Source organism: Serratia sp. AR11 (genome assembly GCF_056376275.1).
Window position 1 is genome coordinate 1,082,134 of record NZ_CM150739.1, and the last position, 16,365, is coordinate 1,098,498.

The following is a 16,365-nucleotide window of genomic DNA, read 5'->3' on the forward strand; positions in this document are numbered from 1 at the left end:
AAGTGAATAGCCATGCGCGTCGCCGATTTTTCGTTTGAACTTCCCGAGTCCCTGATTGCCCACTATCCCCAGCCTGAACGCAGCGGTTGCCGTTTGCTGCAGTTGGACGGGCCGAGCGGGGAGCTTAAGCATGGCGTATTCACCGATCTGCTGGATAACCTGGAAGCCGGCGATCTGCTGGTGTTCAACAATACCCGGGTGATCCCGGCGCGCATGTTTGGCCGCAAGGTCAGCGGCGGCAAGATTGAAGTGTTGGTCGAGCGCGTGCTGGACGACCATCGGGTATTGGCGCACGTTCGCGCCTCGAAGGCCCCGAAACCGGGCACCGACCTGCTGCTGGGCGACGACGAAAGCATCGCCGCGACGATGGTCGCGCGCCACGATACGCTGTTCGAACTGCGCTTCAACGATGAACGCGACGTCTTTACTATCCTTAATGCCGTTGGCCATATGCCGCTGCCGCCGTATATCGATCGTCCGGACGAAGACGCCGACCGCGAACTTTATCAGACGGTCTACAGCGAAAAACCTGGTGCTGTCGCTGCACCAACCGCCGGGCTGCATTTCGACGAGCCGCTGTTGGCTGCGCTGCGCGAGAAGGGCATCGAGATGGCGTTTGTCACCCTGCACGTGGGCGCGGGCACCTTCCAGCCGGTGCGGGTGGAAACCATCGAAGAGCACGTCATGCATGCCGAATACGCAGAGGTGCCGCAAGAGGTGGTTGACGCCGTATTGGCCTGCAAAGCGCGCGGCAAGCGCGTGGTGGCTGTCGGCACCACCTCGGTGCGTTCTCTGGAGAGCGCCGCCAACGCCAGCAAAGAGGCATTGATTGCGCCGTTCTTCGACGACACCAGCATCTTTATCTTCCCGGGTTACCACTATCAGGTGGTTGACGCACTGGTGACCAATTTCCACCTGCCGGAGTCGACGCTGATTATGCTGGTTTCCGCCTTTGCCGGTTATAAAAACACCATGCATGCCTATCAGCAGGCGGTGGCCGAGCAGTACCGTTTCTTTAGCTATGGCGATGCGATGTTCATCAGCCGTAACCCGCAGGCGGAGCAAGAGTCCGTCGGCGCCTGATTTCCTGGGCTGCGCATCTGGCGCAACCCTGTTTTAACGACATCAGACTGTTTCTCTGATGCTGGAGGCTTTGTGAAGTACGAATTAGACACAACCGATGGCCGCGCCCGCCGTGGCCGCCTGATTTTTGAACGTGGCGTGGTGGAAACCCCAGCCTTTATGCCGGTCGGCACCTACGGCACGGTAAAGGGCATGACGCCGGAAGAAGTGAAAGAGACCGGTGCGCAGATCCTGCTGGGCAACACCTTCCACCTGTGGCTGCGTCCAGGGCAGGAGATCATGAAGCTGCATGGCGATCTGCATGATTTCATGCAGTGGCATGGCCCGATCCTCACCGATTCCGGCGGCTTCCAGGTGTTCAGTCTGGGCGCGATGCGCAAGATTAAAGAGGAAGGCGTTCATTTCCGTAACCCGATTAACGGCGATAAAGTGTTCCTCAGCCCGGAAAAATCGATGGAAATCCAGTATGACCTGGGGTCTGACATCGTGATGATCTTCGACGAGTGCACGCCGTACCCGGCAGACTGGGACTACGCCAAAAGCTCGATGGAAATGTCTCTGCGCTGGGCGCAGCGCAGCCGTCAGCGTTTTGACGAACTGAATAACAAGAACGCTTTATTCGGCATTATTCAGGGCGGTGTTTACGAAGATTTACGTGATGTATCAGTAAAAGGGCTGGTGGATATCGGTTTTGATGGTTACGCTGTGGGCGGCTTGGCAGTAGGTGAGCCAAAAGAGGATATGCATCGCATTCTTGAACATGTTTGCCCGCAAATTCCGGAAGATAAGCCACGTTACCTGATGGGCGTTGGCAAACCGGAAGATCTGGTTGAAGGCGTGCGTCGCGGTATCGATATGTTCGACTGCGTGATGCCAACGCGTAATGCCCGTAACGGCCATCTGTTCGTGACTGACGGTGTGGTAAAAATCCGTAATGCCAAGCACAAGGATGATACTTCTCCGCTGGATAAAGACTGTGATTGCTACACGTGTCGCAATTACAGCCGCGCCTACTTGCATCATCTCGATCGTTGCAACGAAATACTCGGTGCCCGATTGAACACCATTCATAACCTGCGTCACTACCAACGCCTGATGGCGGGTTTACGCGAGGCCATTGAACAGGGTAAATTAGAGCTGTTTGTTGCGGATTTCTACGGTCGGATCGGTAAACCGGTTCCACCTTTAAACGCTTGAATTAATAATTGATAACTTAATGAGGGAATTTCAATGAGCTTTTTCATTTCTGACGCCGTCGCATCCGCAGGAGCTCCGTCTCAGGGAAGCCCGTACTCTCTGATCATTATGCTGGTGGTTTTTGGCCTGATTTTCTATTTCATGATCCTGCGTCCACAGCAGAAACGAGCTAAAGAGCACAAGAAACTGATGGACTCGATCGGCAAGGGTGATGAAGTGCTGACCACCGGTGGCCTGATTGGTCGCGTGACCAAAGTGGCTGACACCGGCATCATCGCTATTGCGCTGAACGACACCACGGAAGTGATGATCAAGCGTGACTTCGTGGCGGCCGTTCTGCCGAAAGGTACCATGAAGGCCCTGTAATTTTGTTTTCCCGAAGGGAATTGCCGTGCTAAACCGTTATCCTTTGTGGAAGTATCTGATGCTGATCGTAGTGATCATCATCGGTCTGCTTTATGCGCTTCCCAACCTCTATGGTGAGGATCCGGCTGTACAGATCACTGGCGCGCGCGGTGTCGCCGCCAGTGAAACTACGCTGGACCAAGTCCGTACCGTATTAGAAAAAGACAAGATCGCGAGCAAGTCGATTGCGCTGGAAAATGGCGCCATCCTGGCTCGCTTTAGCAATCCTGATATTCAGCTGCGCGCGCGTGAAGCCTTAATGGCTGAGCTGGGCGACAAGTTCGTGGTGGCGCTGAACCTGGCCCCGGCCACGCCGGCCTGGTTGGCCATGCTGGGCGCCGAACCGATGAAACTCGGTCTGGACCTGCGCGGTGGCGTGCACTTCCTGATGGAAGTGGACATGGACACTGCGCTGAGCAAACTGCAGGAACAGACCATGGACACCCTGCGCAGCGAGCTGCGTGAAAAGGGCATTCCTTATGCGTCTATCCGCAAGCTGGACAACAACGGCGTGGAAGTGCGTTTCCGTGACGATGCTGCCCGCGATCAGGCCATCAGCTACCTTGGCCCACGCCAACGTGACATGGTGTTCTCTGCCAACGGCACCAACACCCTGAAAGCCAACCTGACGGATGCCCGCCTGAGCGAAGCGCGTGAGTATGCGGTGCAGCAGAACATCACTATCCTGCGTAACCGTGTTAACCAGCTCGGCGTTGCCGAACCGCTGGTACAACGTCAGGGTTCTGACCGCATCGTGGTCGAACTGCCGGGTATTCAGGATACCGCACGTGCCAAAGAGATCCTGGGCGCTACCGCGACGCTGGAATTCCGTCTGGTTAACACCAATGCGGATACCACTGCGGCAGCCAACGGCCGTGTGCCGGGTGACTCCGAGGTAAAAGACACCCGCGAAGGCCAGCCGGTTGTGCTGTACAAGCGCGTGATCCTGACCGGTGACCACATTACCGACTCCACCTCCAGCACCGACGAATACAACCAGCCGCAGGTTAATATCTCGCTGGACAGTGCCGGCGGTACCGCGATGTCCAACTTCACCAAGGACAATATCGGCAAGCCGATGGCGACCCTGTTTGTGGAGTACAAGGACAGCGGCAAGAAAGACGCCAACGGCCGTGCAGTCCTGGTGAAACAGGAAGAAGTGATCAACGTGGCGAACATTCAGTCGCGTCTGGGCAACAGCTTCCGTATTACCGGTATCGGCAACCCGAACGAAGCACGTCAGCTCTCGCTGCTGCTGCGCGCCGGTGCGCTGATTGCGCCTATCCAGATCGTGGAAGAGCGGACAATCGGTCCGACCCTGGGGCAACAGAACATCACCCAAGGTCTGGAAGCCTGCTTGTGGGGCCTGGTGGCATCCATCGTGTTTATGGTGGTTTGGTACCGTAAGTTCGGCATGATCGCTACCACGGCGCTGGTCGCCAACCTGGTGCTGATTGTCGGCGTGATGTCCCTGTTGCCGGGGGCGACGCTGACCATGCCGGGTATTGCCGGTATCGTGCTGACGCTGGCGGTGGCGGTCGACGCCAACGTACTGATCAATGAACGTATCAAGGAAGAGCTGAAAAACGGACGTTCCGTTCAGCAGGCGATCCATGAAGGCTATAAAGGCGCGTTCTCCAGTATCGTTGATGCCAACATCACTACCCTGATCACCGCGATTATTCTGTACGCAGTGGGCACCGGTTCGATTAAAGGCTTTGCGATTACCACCGCAATCGGTGTGGCGACGTCCATGTTCACCGCGATTGTCGGTACCCGTGCCATCGTCAACCTGCTTTACGGCGGCAAACGCATTAACAAGCTGTCTATCTGAGGAGTGCGTTGTGGCACAGGATTATACTGTTGAACAACTCAACTACGGCCGTAAAGTCTATGACTTTATGCGCTGGGATTACGTGGCCTTCGGCATCTCGCTGTTGCTGCTGATCGCGTCAATCGCCATTATGTCGGTGCGTGGTTTTAACTGGGGTCTGGACTTCACTGGCGGTACCGTCATTGAAATCAGCCTGGAACAACCGGCCAACCTCGATCTGATGCGCGATACGCTGGAAAAAGCCGGGTTCCAGGACCCGATTATTCAGAACTTTGGCAGCAGCCGTGACGTGATGGTGCGTATGCCACCGGCGATCGGCACCGCAGGTCAGGAACTGGGTAACAAAGTCATCAGCGTGATTAACGACTCGGTCGATAAAAACGCCACGGTGAAGAGGATTGAGTTCGTCGGCCCGAGTGTGGGCACCGAACTGGCGCAAAACGGCGGCATGGCGCTGCTGGTGGCGCTGATCTGTATTCTGATTTACGTCGGTTTCCGCTTCGAATGGCGCCTGGCGCTGGGGGCGGTTATCGCGTTGGCGCACGACGTGGTCATCACTCTGGGCGTGCTGTCGTTGTTCCATATCGAGATTGACCTGACTATCGTCGCATCATTGATGTCGGTTATCGGTTACTCGTTGAACGACAGCATCGTGGTTTCCGACCGTATTCGTGAGAACTTCCGCAAGATCCGTCGCGGGACGCCTTACGAAATCATGAACGTGTCGTTGACCCAGACGCTGAGCCGTACCTTGATGACTTCCGGTACCACCCTGATGGTGGTTCTGATGCTGTACATCTTCGGCGGCGCGATGCTGCACGGCTTCTCTCTGGCTATGCTGATTGGTGTGTCTATCGGTACCATATCCTCTATCTACGTGGCGTCCGCGCTGGCGTTGAAACTGGGTATGAAACGCGAGCACATGCTGCAGCAGAAAGTGGAAAAAGAGGGCGCAGATCAGCCTTCGATTATGCCGTGATTTGCCCGTGAGTTGAAAATATCATGCCGGTCGGCTTATTCCGACCGGCATTTTTTTTGCCTACAGGCGGCTGACTCCGCTCTCTGAGGGTTCGGTTAACGTCAGTTGATTGAGTGAATTCATCAGCTCCGCCAGGCTGGCGGCCTGCATTTTTTCCATCACTCTGGCCCGATGCACTTCAACGGTACGCACCGCGATAAAGTGACGATCGGCGATCAGTTTATTGGTCATTCCCGCAGCCACGGCGCGGGCTATTTCACGCTCACGCGGCGTCAGCGCACTGAAACGCTGCTGTAGCTGATAGCGTTCCAACCGGTTTTGAGAATGGGCGATCCCGCGATCCAGCGCTTCGATCAGCGGCGCGGCGGCAATCGGTTTTTGCAGGAAATCCACGGCCCCCAGCTTCATCTCCGTCACGGCCATGGCAATATCACCGTGACCGGTGACGATCACCACCGCCAGGGTACTTTCCTGCCGACGCAGTTGTTGATGAACCTGTTGCCCGTCCATGCCCGGCATCCGAATATCCAGCATCACCACACCGCATTGATAAAGACTGACCTGGTCGACGAACTTTTGGCTGTCGTGCCAGATCTGCACCCGATAGTTCAGCCCCTCGAGTAAAAAGCGGCAGGCGTCGGTAACGGCTAAATCGTCATCGACCAGATGTATTAACGCCATGGCAGGTTTCCTGTTGGATCACGGGGAAGTATAGGGTCACGCGCAACCCTTGCTGTTGAGAAGCGGAAAAATAGTTTTCCAGTGTCAGATCGCCGCCCTGGTGCTTCAGCAACCGCTGGCAGATCACCAGCCCCAAACCGAGGCCTTCCGGTTTGCTGCTGCGAAACGGGACGAACGGCAGCGTCAGCTGCTCGGCGTTCAGGCCGCCGCCGTCGTCCTCAACGATCAACCGTTGCTGATGTTGGTCGACTTCCAGCCGCAGAGTGATTTGTTGGGCACCTGCTTGCAGGCTGTTACTCAGCAAATTAGTGAGCACTTGCTCCAACAACGTCGTCTGGCTATACAACTGGCTTTGAGCCGGGATGGCCAGGGTTATGCGGCACAGCGGATACTGTTGTTCTATTTGCATCAGTTTAATCAGGTGTTCCACCAGCGGACGCAACAGCAGGGGGCGTGCGCTTTCATGGTGCGGCGTTTTGCTGGCCCAGCGTCGCAAATTGACAATGCTTTCCGCACCACGCTGCGCCTGCTGGCCAATTTGTTCGAGGATTGGCAGCAGTTCGTGCTGTCGATCGCTGCGCTCAAGACGAATACGGCAGCCCTCCGCATAGTGCCGGATCGCCGCCAGCGGCTGGTTAAGCTCATGAGCAAAGCCGGACGCCATTTCGCCCAGAGTGCTGAGACGTTGTGCCTGAGCCAGCGCGGTTTCTCTGGCGCGCAGCGTCTGATGCATCTGTTCGAGTTGGCGTCCGCGACGGCGCACCAGATGGCCGATCCACAGGTGGTTAGCGCCGAGCAACAGCATCCCCCCGAAGATGCCACCGAGCAACAGCAGGTGTTGCTGTGCCCAAAGGGTCACCTCCTGCCAGAGTGAGCGTTGGCTTGGGTGGATATTCAAATCTCGCAGTAGCTGATTAACCTGGCGGGATGACGCCGGGGCGCCCCAAACCGGCAGGCCGGGAGCGTTCATCTGCAGTAACTGGCGGGTTAACTCATCTGCCAGCCGATCCGGGACGTGGTTCAGGGCGGCAAATGACCAGTTGGGATACAGCTCGGTGCTGGTCAGGCAGGGCTGGCCACTGTGTTTTGCCAACAGGGCGCGGTAATCACTGGCCTGCAGCAACCCTTCTGCCTGCATTTTTTCCAGCAGGCAAACCGGCACAATCACCGCATCCAGCGCCCGATCGCGCAGCTGATAAAGCAGGGCATCCGCCGGGTAACCGCTGAAATGCAGTTGCAAGTCTTTCTCCGGGTCAAGGCCCGCGCCAAGCAGTTCTTTATATCCCAGCAGGTAGCCGCCAAAAGCGTCCGCGGCGACGGCACCGACCTTTTTACCGGTTAGCTGATTGGCCGTAGTGGTTGGGCTGTCGTGGCGCACCAGTATGACGCTGCCGACCACGTTGCCTGAGGCCTGCTGCGGCTGTTGGGAAGAACGCAGCGAAACCAGCCAGCGCAGCGGGTAGCGGTTATCCAACTGGACATATTGCGCCGGGTTGGTGAGCAAAAAGTCCACGCGTTCATTACGGACCGCCTCATCCATACCGGTCAGGCTTAGCGGCGACAGTTGGAAGTGATCGCCGGGAAACTGGCGATTAAGGTGATCGACCAAGGGTTGCCACTGGGCCAGTGCATGAGCGTCGCCGCGCAGCGCCAGCACCGCGATGGTCCATTGTCCCGCCCAGGCAACGTTTAACCAACCCCCCAGCAACAAGATTAGCGCTGCTCTTTTCACCTCTTCTCCACTTTTATGATCCGCATCACCGGGTTGAATTGTCCTGGATCAAGCCGCCGTGGGGAATGTGGTAAACCACAATATTGGCGGTCGGTCGCTGTTTTTACACTCCTTTGTATCAGTTCCCCGGCGGATACTTATTGGGAGAAATCAATGGACAGTGGGAAACGGCAGTTTTTACAACGACTCGGTGCATTGACTGCCGGCGCAGCTCTGGTGCCGCTGGCGCAGTCAGGCTGGCAGTTGCAGCCGGCTCGGCGGGAAGGTGACAGCAAAAAGCGCATGGCGATGCTGATCGACCTGCGCCGCTGCATTGGCTGTCAGGCCTGTACCGTTAGCTGTGCGGTGGAAAATCGGCTACCGCAGGGGCAATTTCGCACCAGCGTACTGCAATATCAGGTCAGCCTGACGGGGCAGAACTCGACCACCAACGTGCTGCTGCCACGGTTGTGCAACCACTGTGACAATCCGCCTTGCGTGCCGGTCTGCCCGGTGCAGGCGACTTTCCAGCGTCAGGACGGCATTGTGGTTGTCGACAATACCCGCTGCGTCGGCTGTGCCTATTGCGTGCAGGCCTGTCCTTATGAGGCTCGGTTTATCAACCATGAAACTCAAACGGCCGATAAATGTACTTTCTGCGCGCATCGGCTGGATGCCGGGCTGTTGCCAGCCTGCGTCGAGTCCTGTGTCGGTGGTGCGCGGATGATTGGCGATCTTAACGATCGGCAAGGTGCATTAAGGCGGGCTCTGGATGAGCATCAGGCACAGCTCAAGGTACTGAAACCCGAACAGGGAACGCACCCTCAGGTGTTCTATCTGGGGCTTGATGAGGCATTTGTCAGTCACGTCCGGGGACAACCGGCGCTGTGGCAGGAGGTGCATCCATGATCCGCGAAATTATGGCTCGCCCGCAGGAGATCGCCTGGTTGCCCTGGGCGGTGCAGTATTTTTTCTTTATTGGCCTGGCATGCGGCAGCATCATGATTGCCGTCTGGCTGCGCTGGCGCGACCCGCAGAACACATCCCGGTTGGAGCTGGCCGCCGTCTCACTGGCGGTGGTGAGCGGCACCGTGGCGCCGATGGCCCTAAGCGCGGACTTACATCAGCCTGCCCGCATCTGGCATTTCTACGCCTACTTTACCCCCTGGTCGTGGATGTCGCTCGGCTCGCTATTTTTACCGCTGTTTACCCTGCTGGTGGTCAGCTATTTCGTTCTGCTGCTGCGTGGGCAGTTGCGAGCGAAGACCTTGCCGTTCTGGGCGCGCTGGCTGCAGTTGCGCCCGGCATGGCGTGAAGAAAAATGGCTGCGTTGGGTAGCGTTGGCCACTTTACTGTCTGCGGTCAGTATCCTGCTTTATACCGGGCGCGAAGTTTCGGTGCTGCGGGCGCAGCCGCTGTGGTTCAGCCTTTGGTTACCCTGGCTGCTGTTGCTTACCGCCATGCAGGCCGTCCCGCCGCTGTTGGCCTGTTGGCTGCGTCAGGAACCGCAATGGCAGTCGCGTCTGGCTCGCTATCAGGCCGTCAGCCTGCTGCTGTTGTGCCTTTCCGGTCTTGGCTGGTGGCTGGATGGCAGCACTTCTTCCGTCGCGTTGCGCTCGCTTTCGACTCAGGGGGCAGTCTGGTTGTGGGCCGGTATCGCCTTTGTCGCCTTAACCCTGTTGCTGTTGGCGCTGGCGTGGCGCACCCGCCATCGGCCGTTGGGCACCAAAGGGCTACTGGCGCAATCTACCGCGGCGTTACTGCTGTGCTGGGGTGTGCGCTGGATGCTGCTGATGCAAACCCAGACGCTGCCCAAGTTCAACGTATTAACCAATCCCTATGTGTTACCCCTTGGCAGCGAAGGGCTGTTGGCGATCCTGGGCACCCTGGGTTTATGGATGGCTTTAATCATTGGAATTCGTGAATTACAGCATGGGCTGATGGAGAAAAAACACTATGGCTAATTCAACGCGGCGTCAGTGGTTGAAAGGTGGGCTCGCCCTGGGTGGATTGACGCTGTTTGGTGCCAGTTACAGCGAGATGGTGCAGAAAGTGTTTACCGGCCTGCGTGACGGCAGCAGCGGTAAATTGACGCTCGACCGGATCAGCGCCAACTCGCTGCCGACAGAGGGCCATCGGCACCCGGATGGCTGGCAGGCCAATCCGCAACAGGCGGTGTCCATGACCCAGTGTTTTGGCTGCTGGACGCTGTGCGGCCTGCGGGTCAGGGTGGATCGCGACAGTAATCAGATTTTGCGCGTGGCGGGCAACCCTTATCATCCGCTGTCTCACGACCACCACTTTCCCTACTCTTTGCCGGTGAGTGACGCACTCAACCGTCTGGGTGGCGACGAAGGCCTTGAACAGCGTTCCACCGCCTGCGCCCGTGGCGCGACCTTGCTGGAAGGGCTGACCAGCCCCTATCGCGTGCTGGAACCGATGAAGCGGGTAGGGCCACGCGGCAGCGGGCAGTGGCAGCGCATCAGTTTTGAACAGTTGATCCACGAAGTGGTCGAGGGCGGCGATCTGTTTGGTGAGGGGCCGGTTGAGGGACTGCGGGCGATCCGCGATCTCGAGACGCCGCTCGATCCTGAACAACCTTCGCTGGGGCCAAAGGCCAATCAGTTGCTGGTCACCAATGCCGGTGATGAAGGGCGGGACGCTTTTATCAAACGCTTTGCGCAAAACGCCTTTGGGACACGTAATTTCGGCCATCATGGCGCTTATTGCGGGCTGGCTTACCGTGCGGGATCCGGGGCGTTAATGGGGGATTTGGAAACCAATGCGCACGTTAAACCGGATTGGGACAATTTGCGCTTTGGCTTGTTCCTCGGCACTTCGCCGGCGCAGTCCGGCAACCCATTTAAACGTCAGGGGCGTCAGTTGGCCAACGCCCGTCTGCGTGATGAATTCCGTTACGTGGTGGTGGCACCGGCGCTGCCGTTGACCACCACGCTGGCCAACGATCACAACCGTTGGGTGCCGGTGTTGCCGGGCACCGATTCCGCACTGGTGATGGGCATGATCCGCTGGATCATCGAACAGGAGCGTTATAACGCCGACTACCTGGCGCTGCCCGGCGAGACGGCTATGCAGGCGGCCGGTGAAAAGAGCTGGACCAATGCCACGCATCTGGTGGTGATGAATGACGATCATCCGTTGTGCGGCCAGTTTTTGCGTCAGGTGCATTTGGACGGCGGCACAACCGGAGAGGCCGAAAGTCCGCCTTTGGTCTGGGATACGCAGCGGGCTGAACCGGTGTCGGCTAACCAGGCGCTACAGGGCGCGTTGCGGGTGGAGCAACAGCTGCGGCTGGCCGACGGTTCACAGGTCAAGGTTCGTTCGAGCTTTCTCTGTCTGCAGCGGGCGGCTGAGCGCTTCACGCTGGCTGAGTACAGTACTCGTTGTGGCGTCAGTGCCGAGACCATTGCAGCGCTGGCCAAAGAGTTTACTTCCTATCAGCGGCAAGCGGCGGTGATCGCCCATGGCGGCATGATGAGCGGCAACGGTTTCTATAATAGTTGGGCGGTGATGATGCTCAATGCGCTGATCGGTAACCTGAATCTTAAGGGCGGCGTCTCGGTCGGCGGCGGTAAGTTCAAAGAGTTTGCCGATGGGCCGCGCTATAACCTGAAGACATTTCCCGGCATGGTGAAACCGAAAGGGCTGGTGCTGTCGCGTAGCAAACAGGCGTACGAACAATCGGACGAATATCGCCGCAAGATTGAGCAGGGTGACAAACCTTACCCGGCGCGCGGCCCCTGGTACCCGTTTGTCGCGGGCCAGTTCACCGAGCAATTGGCCCCGGCGCTGATGGGATATCCCTATCCGCTAAAAGCCTGGATCAGCCACATGGGTAACCCGCTGTACGGGGTTGCCGGTCTGCGAGAGGTGGTCGAAAGCCGGTTGAAAGATCCCCGGCAACTGCCGCTGTTTATCGCGATAGATGCCTTTATTAACGAAACCAGTGCGTTGGCGGATTACATCGTGCCGGACACTCACAACTTCGAGAGCTGGGGTTTTACCGCTCCCTGGTCCGGTGTGATGGTGCGGGCGAGTACTGCGCGCTGGCCTATTGTCCCGGCGCGTACCGCGCTCACGGCCGATGGGCAGCCGGTAGCGCTGGAAAGCTTTGTTATCGCGCTATCGAAGGCTATGGGGCTGCCGGGATTTGGCGATGCGGCGCTGCAAGATACGCAAGGCAACACTTTTGGATTACACAGCGCCGAAGATTATTATCTGCGTGCTGCGGCCAACGTCGCCTTTGCCGGTGAGCCGTTGCCCGAAGCGACGAAAAGCGAACTGCGGCTGACCGGTGTTGATCGCCTGCTACCGGCGCTGGATAAGGTGCTGAAAGCGGATGAACGGTTGCGGGTCGGCTATATGCTGGCTCGGGGTGGGCGTTTTGCACCTTATGAGCAGGCCTGGCGAGGCAATGAAACCGGGCCGCAGTGGAAAAAAGGGCTGAATATCTGGAATGAAGAGGTGGCGCGCCATCGCCATGCCATGACCGGAGAGCGTTATAGCGGCTGTCCGACCTATTATCCGCCGCGTTTTGCAGACGGCTCCGATGTTGGGGAGCACTATCCGCCAGAGGCATGGCCGTTCCGTTTGATGTCGTTCAAGTCGCATCTGATGAGCAGCTCTACGGCGCCCATTGATCGCCTGCGTGCAGTGAAACCAGTCAACCTGGTGGCGCTCAATCCGGCCGATGGTGAGCTTTATGGACTACAACATGGCGATCGGGTGCAGTTGCAAACCCCTGGTGGCAGCGTTGAGGCGCAGATCAGCTTGCTCGACGGCGTGATGCCGGGTGTGATTGCTATTGAGCACGGTTATGGTCATCGCGAGATGGGGGCGCGTGCGCACCTGCTGGATGGTCAGCCACTGGCTGCCGATGCGCGCATTGCCGCCGGAATCAACTTAAACGACCTTGGGTTGCCGGATCCGACCAGAGAAATCAGCAATAGCTGGCTGGATTGGGTCAGCGGGGCGGCGGTGCGCCAGGGGCTACCGGCAAGGTTGCAACGGCTGGGTTAAGCAGGTGGCCCACTTTCTCTAAGGGGGGGCGTGGGCCTGGCCTGGTTAGTTTTGTGCGGCGGCTGCCGTTGTGGGTTCTACGCTGTGCAGTCGCACATAGCCCAGTTGATCCGGTGTCAGGCCGCTGAAACGCAGCTCAAAACTGTATTCCGTTTTGGGCAGCAATGAGTCCTGGCTCACGATCGGCTGCGAAAGTGCTTCAGCCGTCAGTGGTTTGCCGGTGGTCGCATCCAGTTGGCCCCATTCGACAATGGCCTTGAACGCCGGCAGGGAGGCCTGCGATAGCGTGCGAACGTGCAGCATGGCCTGGGTGCCGTTAGCCTCGCTTTTCACATGGCTGAGTGACACGCTCAGTTCACCGAGACTGCTTTGCAAACGTGCGGCGTTATTGGCTGCCGGCAGCAGATAGACGCCGCTGGTGGAGTTCTTGTTCAACTGGTTTTGCTGTTCCAGCGCCGTGGCCTGGTTAGTCAGGGTGGTTAATTGCTGATTTAGCTCAACCACCTGATTATGCAGCTTGGGCACTTCGCGAGTTTGAGCGCAGCCTGCCAGCAGCACCAGTGTGCTGAGCAGGAAAATCTTGGGGTAACGGGTTGTCATGGCGGGGATTTCCTATTCAACTTCTCCTGTTATCAGCTTAGTCCGCCTGATGGGGAAAGTCATGTTGATTGTCCTTTCGGGGCGTCGTTCATAGGGGCGCTCCGCAACAAATAGCCGACGGCCTTTGTTGTAACCGTACTTCGGGGTAAACTGTTCTTAACTATGAAAACGTTTATCAGGACGTGTTATGCATTGCCCTTTCTGCGCCGCCGTTGATACCAAAGTCATTGATTCCCGCCTGGTGGGTGATGGTTCGCAGGTGCGCCGTCGCCGCCAATGTTTGGTTTGTAATGAACGCTTCACCACCTTTGAAGTGGCTGAACTGGTGATGCCACGGGTAATCAAAAGCGATGAAGTGCGTGAGCCATTCAACGAAGACAAGCTGCGTCGCGGCATGCTGAAGGCGTTGGAAAAACGCCCGGTCAGCTCCGACGACGTGGAGAACGCGATCAACCATATTAAATCTCAGCTACGTGCCACCGGTGAGCGTGAGGTCCCGACCAAACTGGTCGGTAACCTGGTGATGGACGCGCTGAAAAAGTTGGATAAAGTGGCCTATATTCGCTTTGCCTCGGTTTACCGCAGCTTTGAAGATATCCGCGAATTCGGCGAAGAGATCGCCCGTCTGCAGGACTAAAGGGGCTTTGATGCATAACGACGAGTTTTATATGGCTCGCGCCTTTGAGCTGGCGCGACTGGGGCGTTTTACTACCGCACCGAATCCCAATGTCGGCTGCGTTATCGTCCGCGATGGCGAAATCGTCGGCGAGGGTTTCCATCTGCGCGCCGGTGAACCGCATGCGGAAGTCCATGCGCTGCGCATGGCGGGCGAAAAGGCGCGCGGTGCCACCGCTTATGTCACGCTGGAACCCTGTAGCCACCACGGCCGCACGCCGCCCTGTGCCGATGCGTTGGTCGCCGCTGGCGTAGCCCGTGTGGTTGCGGCGATGCAGGATCCCAACCCGGAAGTTGCCGGACGTGGCCTGTATAAACTGCAGCAGGCGGGGCTGGATGTGCGCCACGGTTTGATGCTGGCCGAGGCCGAAGCGGTGAATCTGGGCTTCCTCAAACGGATGCGCACCGGTTTCCCTTATGTGCAACTGAAGCTCGGCGCCTCACTCGATGGCCGCACGGCGATGGCTTCCGGCGAAAGCCAATGGATCACTTCGCCGCAGGCACGTCAGGACGTGCAGCGTCTGCGAGCGCAAAGCGCCGCTATTCTCAGCACCAGTGCCACCGTATTGGCTGACGATCCGTCACTGACGGTGCGCTGGGATGAACTGGACGCCGAAACGCAAAGCATTTACCCGCGTGAAAACCTGCGTCAACCGTTGCGCATTATTCTGGATAGCCAAAATCGTGTCACCCCACAGCACCGGGTGGTACAACAACCGGGGCAAACCTGGCTGGCGCGCCTGCAGCCGGATGAGCAAATTTGGCCGCAGGATGTCGAGCAACTGACCTTCCCGGCGCACGGCGGTGGCGTTGATCTGGTGGTGATGATGATGCAACTGGCGAAACGCCAGGTGAATTCCATCTGGGTCGAGGCGGGCGCGCAGTTGGCCGGTGCCTTGTTGCAGGCCGGGCTGGTTGATGAGCTCATTTTGTATATCGCGCCAAAACTGTTGGGTGATAATGGCCGCGGTTTGTGCCATTTGCCGGGCCTTGAACACCTGACCGATGCACCGGAATTCGTCTTCAGCGAAGTGCGGCAAATCGGCCCTGATTTGCGGCTGCGGCTGAAAGCAAAATACTGATTTTAAAACCTGCGTGCCGGGTCGGCTGTCGTTTTACAAAACCGCCGCGCAGGCAGATAAAGAATGTGATAGAATCCGCCCCCCTGCGGGGTATTGAACCCATTTTTAAGGAAAGCCCATGAAAGTTATCGAAGGTGTTGTTGCTACTCCAAATGCCCGTGTGGCGATTGCAATTGCACGTTTTAACAATTTCATCAATGACAGCCTGCTGCAAGGTGCTATCGACGCACTTAAGCGCATTGGCCAGGTTGCTGACGACAACATCACCGTTGTCTGGGTCCCGGGCGCTTACGAGTTGCCGTTGACTGCACGCGTGCTGGCTAACACCGGCAAATACGATGCAGTGATCGCACTGGGCACCGTTATCCGTGGGGGCACCGCGCACTTCGAATATGTCGCGGGCGAAGCCAGCTCCGGCCTGGGCAGTGTTTCTCTGAACACTGAAATCCCGGTTGCCTTTGGCGTGCTGACGACCGAAAGCATTGAACAGGCTATCGAGCGTGCCGGCACCAAAGCGGGCAACAAGGGCGCTGAAGCGGCTCTGACCGCACTTGAAATGATTAATGTTATCAAAGCTATTAAAGCCTGAATTTAGTTAAGGGGAATTCCGTGAAACCTGCTGCTCGTCGCCGCGCTCGTGAGTGCGCTGTTCAAGCGCTTTACTCTTGGCAGTTGTCTAAAAATGACATTGCCGATGTTGAACACCAGTTCCTGTCGGAGCAAGATGTCAAAGATGTAGACATCGTCTATTTTCGGGAGCTGCTGTCCGGCGTGGCGGTGAATGCAGGTCTGCTGGATAGCCTGATGGCACCTGTCCTGTCGCGTCAGCTCGAAGAGCTGGGCCAGGTAGAAAGAGCCGTTCTGCGTATTGCGCTGTATGAGCTGAAAATGCGTGAGGATGTGCCTTACAAGGTGGCAATTAACGAGGCGATCGAGCTGGCGAAAACCTTCGGCGCTGAAGACAGCCACAAGTTTGTGAATGGCGTGCTGGATAAAGTGGCACCAAGCATTCGCAAGAAAAAATAAAAAATTAAGGCCGGTATCCCCGGCCTTAATTTCTTCTATTGGAATATCGACC

At 57.6% G+C, this 16,365-nt stretch carries 15 protein-coding genes; 12 read left to right on the plus strand and 3 right to left on the minus strand.

All coding sequences use genetic code 11. The features are described from left to right. The first annotated feature begins 12 nt into the window (after window positions 1-12). From queA to secF, 5 genes are all read left to right on the plus strand, one after another. Entirely contained in the window at window positions 13-1,083 is a 1,071-nt protein-coding gene (gene queA / locus ACSOSI_RS05120) for a tRNA preQ1(34) S-adenosylmethionine ribosyltransferase-isomerase QueA (RefSeq protein WP_012005501.1), read from the plus strand. A 72-nt stretch (window positions 1,084-1,155) separates the two neighbouring features. After that, window positions 1,156-2,280, plus strand: coding sequence for a tRNA guanosine(34) transglycosylase Tgt (gene tgt, locus ACSOSI_RS05125; protein WP_012005502.1), 1,125 nt, complete (start codon window positions 1,156-1,158; stop codon window positions 2,278-2,280). A 33-nt stretch (window positions 2,281-2,313) separates the two neighbouring features. Then, window positions 2,314-2,646 carry a preprotein translocase subunit YajC gene (yajC, locus tag ACSOSI_RS05130; protein WP_012005503.1) on the plus strand — a complete coding sequence of 111 codons (333 nt, stop codon included), beginning with the start codon at window positions 2,314-2,316 and terminating at the stop codon, window positions 2,644-2,646. Window positions 2,647-2,671: 25 nt separating this feature from the next. Then, window positions 2,672-4,519, plus strand: a complete 1,848-nt coding sequence (gene secD / locus ACSOSI_RS05135; protein ID WP_026142232.1) for a protein translocase subunit SecD — start codon at window positions 2,672-2,674, stop codon at window positions 4,517-4,519. Window positions 4,520-4,529: 10 nt separating this feature from the next. Next, window positions 4,530-5,498 carry a protein translocase subunit SecF gene (gene secF / locus ACSOSI_RS05140; protein WP_012005505.1) on the plus strand — a complete coding sequence of 323 codons (969 nt, stop codon included), beginning with the start codon at window positions 4,530-4,532 and terminating at the stop codon, window positions 5,496-5,498. A 60-nt stretch (window positions 5,499-5,558) separates the two neighbouring features. On the opposite strand, the gene ttrR is transcribed toward secF, so the two are convergent. Together ttrR and ttrS are read right to left on the minus strand one after the other, a co-directional pair. Further along, a complete protein-coding gene (ttrR, locus tag ACSOSI_RS05145; protein ID WP_476706652.1) occupies window positions 5,559-6,179 on the minus strand; it encodes a tetrathionate respiration response regulator TtrR in 621 nt (206 codons plus the stop codon). Then, complete coding sequence (ttrS, locus tag ACSOSI_RS05150) at window positions 6,154-7,911, minus strand: tetrathionate respiration histidine kinase TtrS (protein ID WP_476706653.1); 1,758 nt, start codon at window positions 7,909-7,911, stop codon at window positions 6,154-6,156. The genes ttrR and ttrS overlap by 26 nt, the downstream gene beginning before the upstream one ends. Window positions 7,912-8,064: 153 nt before the next feature. Between ttrS and ttrB the strand changes: the two genes are divergently transcribed. From ttrB to ttrA, 3 genes are read left to right on the plus strand one after another with little or no spacing between them, the layout of a single operon-like run. Further along, the gene (gene ttrB / locus ACSOSI_RS05155; protein WP_476706654.1) at window positions 8,065-8,799 is read left to right on the plus strand and encodes a tetrathionate reductase subunit TtrB; all 735 of its coding nucleotides are present in this window, start codon (window positions 8,065-8,067) and stop codon (window positions 8,797-8,799) included. Continuing rightward, window positions 8,796-9,854: a tetrathionate reductase subunit TtrC gene (ttrC, locus tag ACSOSI_RS05160; RefSeq protein ID WP_476706655.1), complete on the plus strand. Its 1,059-nt coding sequence runs from the start codon at window positions 8,796-8,798 to the stop codon at window positions 9,852-9,854. The genes ttrB and ttrC overlap by 4 nt, the downstream gene beginning before the upstream one ends. After that, window positions 9,847-12,930 (plus strand): tetrathionate reductase subunit TtrA, encoded by a 3,084-nt coding sequence (gene ttrA / locus ACSOSI_RS05165; protein ID WP_476706656.1) that lies wholly within the window; start codon window positions 9,847-9,849, stop codon window positions 12,928-12,930. The genes ttrC and ttrA overlap by 8 nt, the downstream gene beginning before the upstream one ends. 45 nt (window positions 12,931-12,975) lie before the next feature. Here the strand turns inward: ttrA and ACSOSI_RS05170 are convergent, their stop codons facing one another. After that, entirely contained in the window at window positions 12,976-13,530 is a 555-nt protein-coding gene (locus ACSOSI_RS05170) for a SadB/YajI family lipoprotein (protein WP_329910267.1), read from the minus strand. Window positions 13,531-13,717: 187 nt separating this feature from the next. Here ACSOSI_RS05170 and nrdR point away from each other — a divergent pair, with 187 nt between their 5' ends. The 4 genes from nrdR (at window position 13,718) to nusB (ending at window position 16,313) form a co-directional block, all read left to right on the plus strand. Next, window positions 13,718-14,167, plus strand: coding sequence for a transcriptional regulator NrdR (gene nrdR / locus ACSOSI_RS05175; RefSeq protein ID WP_004949256.1), 450 nt, complete (start codon window positions 13,718-13,720; stop codon window positions 14,165-14,167). 10 nt (window positions 14,168-14,177) lie between these two features. After that, window positions 14,178-15,287, plus strand: a complete 1,110-nt coding sequence (gene ribD / locus ACSOSI_RS05180; protein WP_476706657.1) for a bifunctional diaminohydroxyphosphoribosylaminopyrimidine deaminase/5-amino-6-(5-phosphoribosylamino)uracil reductase RibD — start codon at window positions 14,178-14,180, stop codon at window positions 15,285-15,287. Between the two features lie 118 nt (window positions 15,288-15,405). Further along, window positions 15,406-15,876, plus strand: a complete 471-nt coding sequence (gene ribH, locus ACSOSI_RS05185) for a 6,7-dimethyl-8-ribityllumazine synthase (RefSeq protein WP_012005513.1) — start codon at window positions 15,406-15,408, stop codon at window positions 15,874-15,876. Between the two features lie 20 nt (window positions 15,877-15,896). Further along, window positions 15,897-16,313, plus strand: a complete 417-nt coding sequence (gene nusB / locus ACSOSI_RS05190) for a transcription antitermination factor NusB (RefSeq protein WP_012005514.1) — start codon at window positions 15,897-15,899, stop codon at window positions 16,311-16,313. Window positions 16,314-16,365 lie beyond the last annotated feature (52 nt).

Bases quoted from the DNA above. Each gene is read 5' to 3' on its own strand.
- yajC (WP_012005503.1), top strand. From the start codon at position 2,314: ATGAGCTTTTTCATTTCTGACGCCGTCGCATCCGCAGGAGCTCCGTCT.
- ttrA (WP_476706656.1), top strand. From the start codon at position 9,847: ATGGCTAATTCAACGCGGCGTCAGTGGTTGAAAGGTGGGCTCGCCCTG.
- queA (WP_012005501.1), top strand. From the start codon at position 13: ATGCGCGTCGCCGATTTTTCGTTTGAACTTCCCGAGTCCCTGATTGCC.
- ttrB (WP_476706654.1), top strand. From the start codon at position 8,065: ATGGACAGTGGGAAACGGCAGTTTTTACAACGACTCGGTGCATTGACT.
- nrdR (WP_004949256.1), top strand. From the start codon at position 13,718: ATGCATTGCCCTTTCTGCGCCGCCGTTGATACCAAAGTCATTGATTCC.
- ACSOSI_RS05170 (WP_329910267.1), bottom strand. From the start codon at position 13,530: ATGACAACCCGTTACCCCAAGATTTTCCTGCTCAGCACACTGGTGCTG.
- ttrR (WP_476706652.1), bottom strand. From the start codon at position 6,179: ATGGCGTTAATACATCTGGTCGATGACGATTTAGCCGTTACCGACGCC.
- ttrC (WP_476706655.1), top strand. From the start codon at position 8,796: ATGATCCGCGAAATTATGGCTCGCCCGCAGGAGATCGCCTGGTTGCCC.
- ribH (WP_012005513.1), top strand. From the start codon at position 15,406: ATGAAAGTTATCGAAGGTGTTGTTGCTACTCCAAATGCCCGTGTGGCG.
- ribD (WP_476706657.1), top strand. From the start codon at position 14,178: ATGCATAACGACGAGTTTTATATGGCTCGCGCCTTTGAGCTGGCGCGA.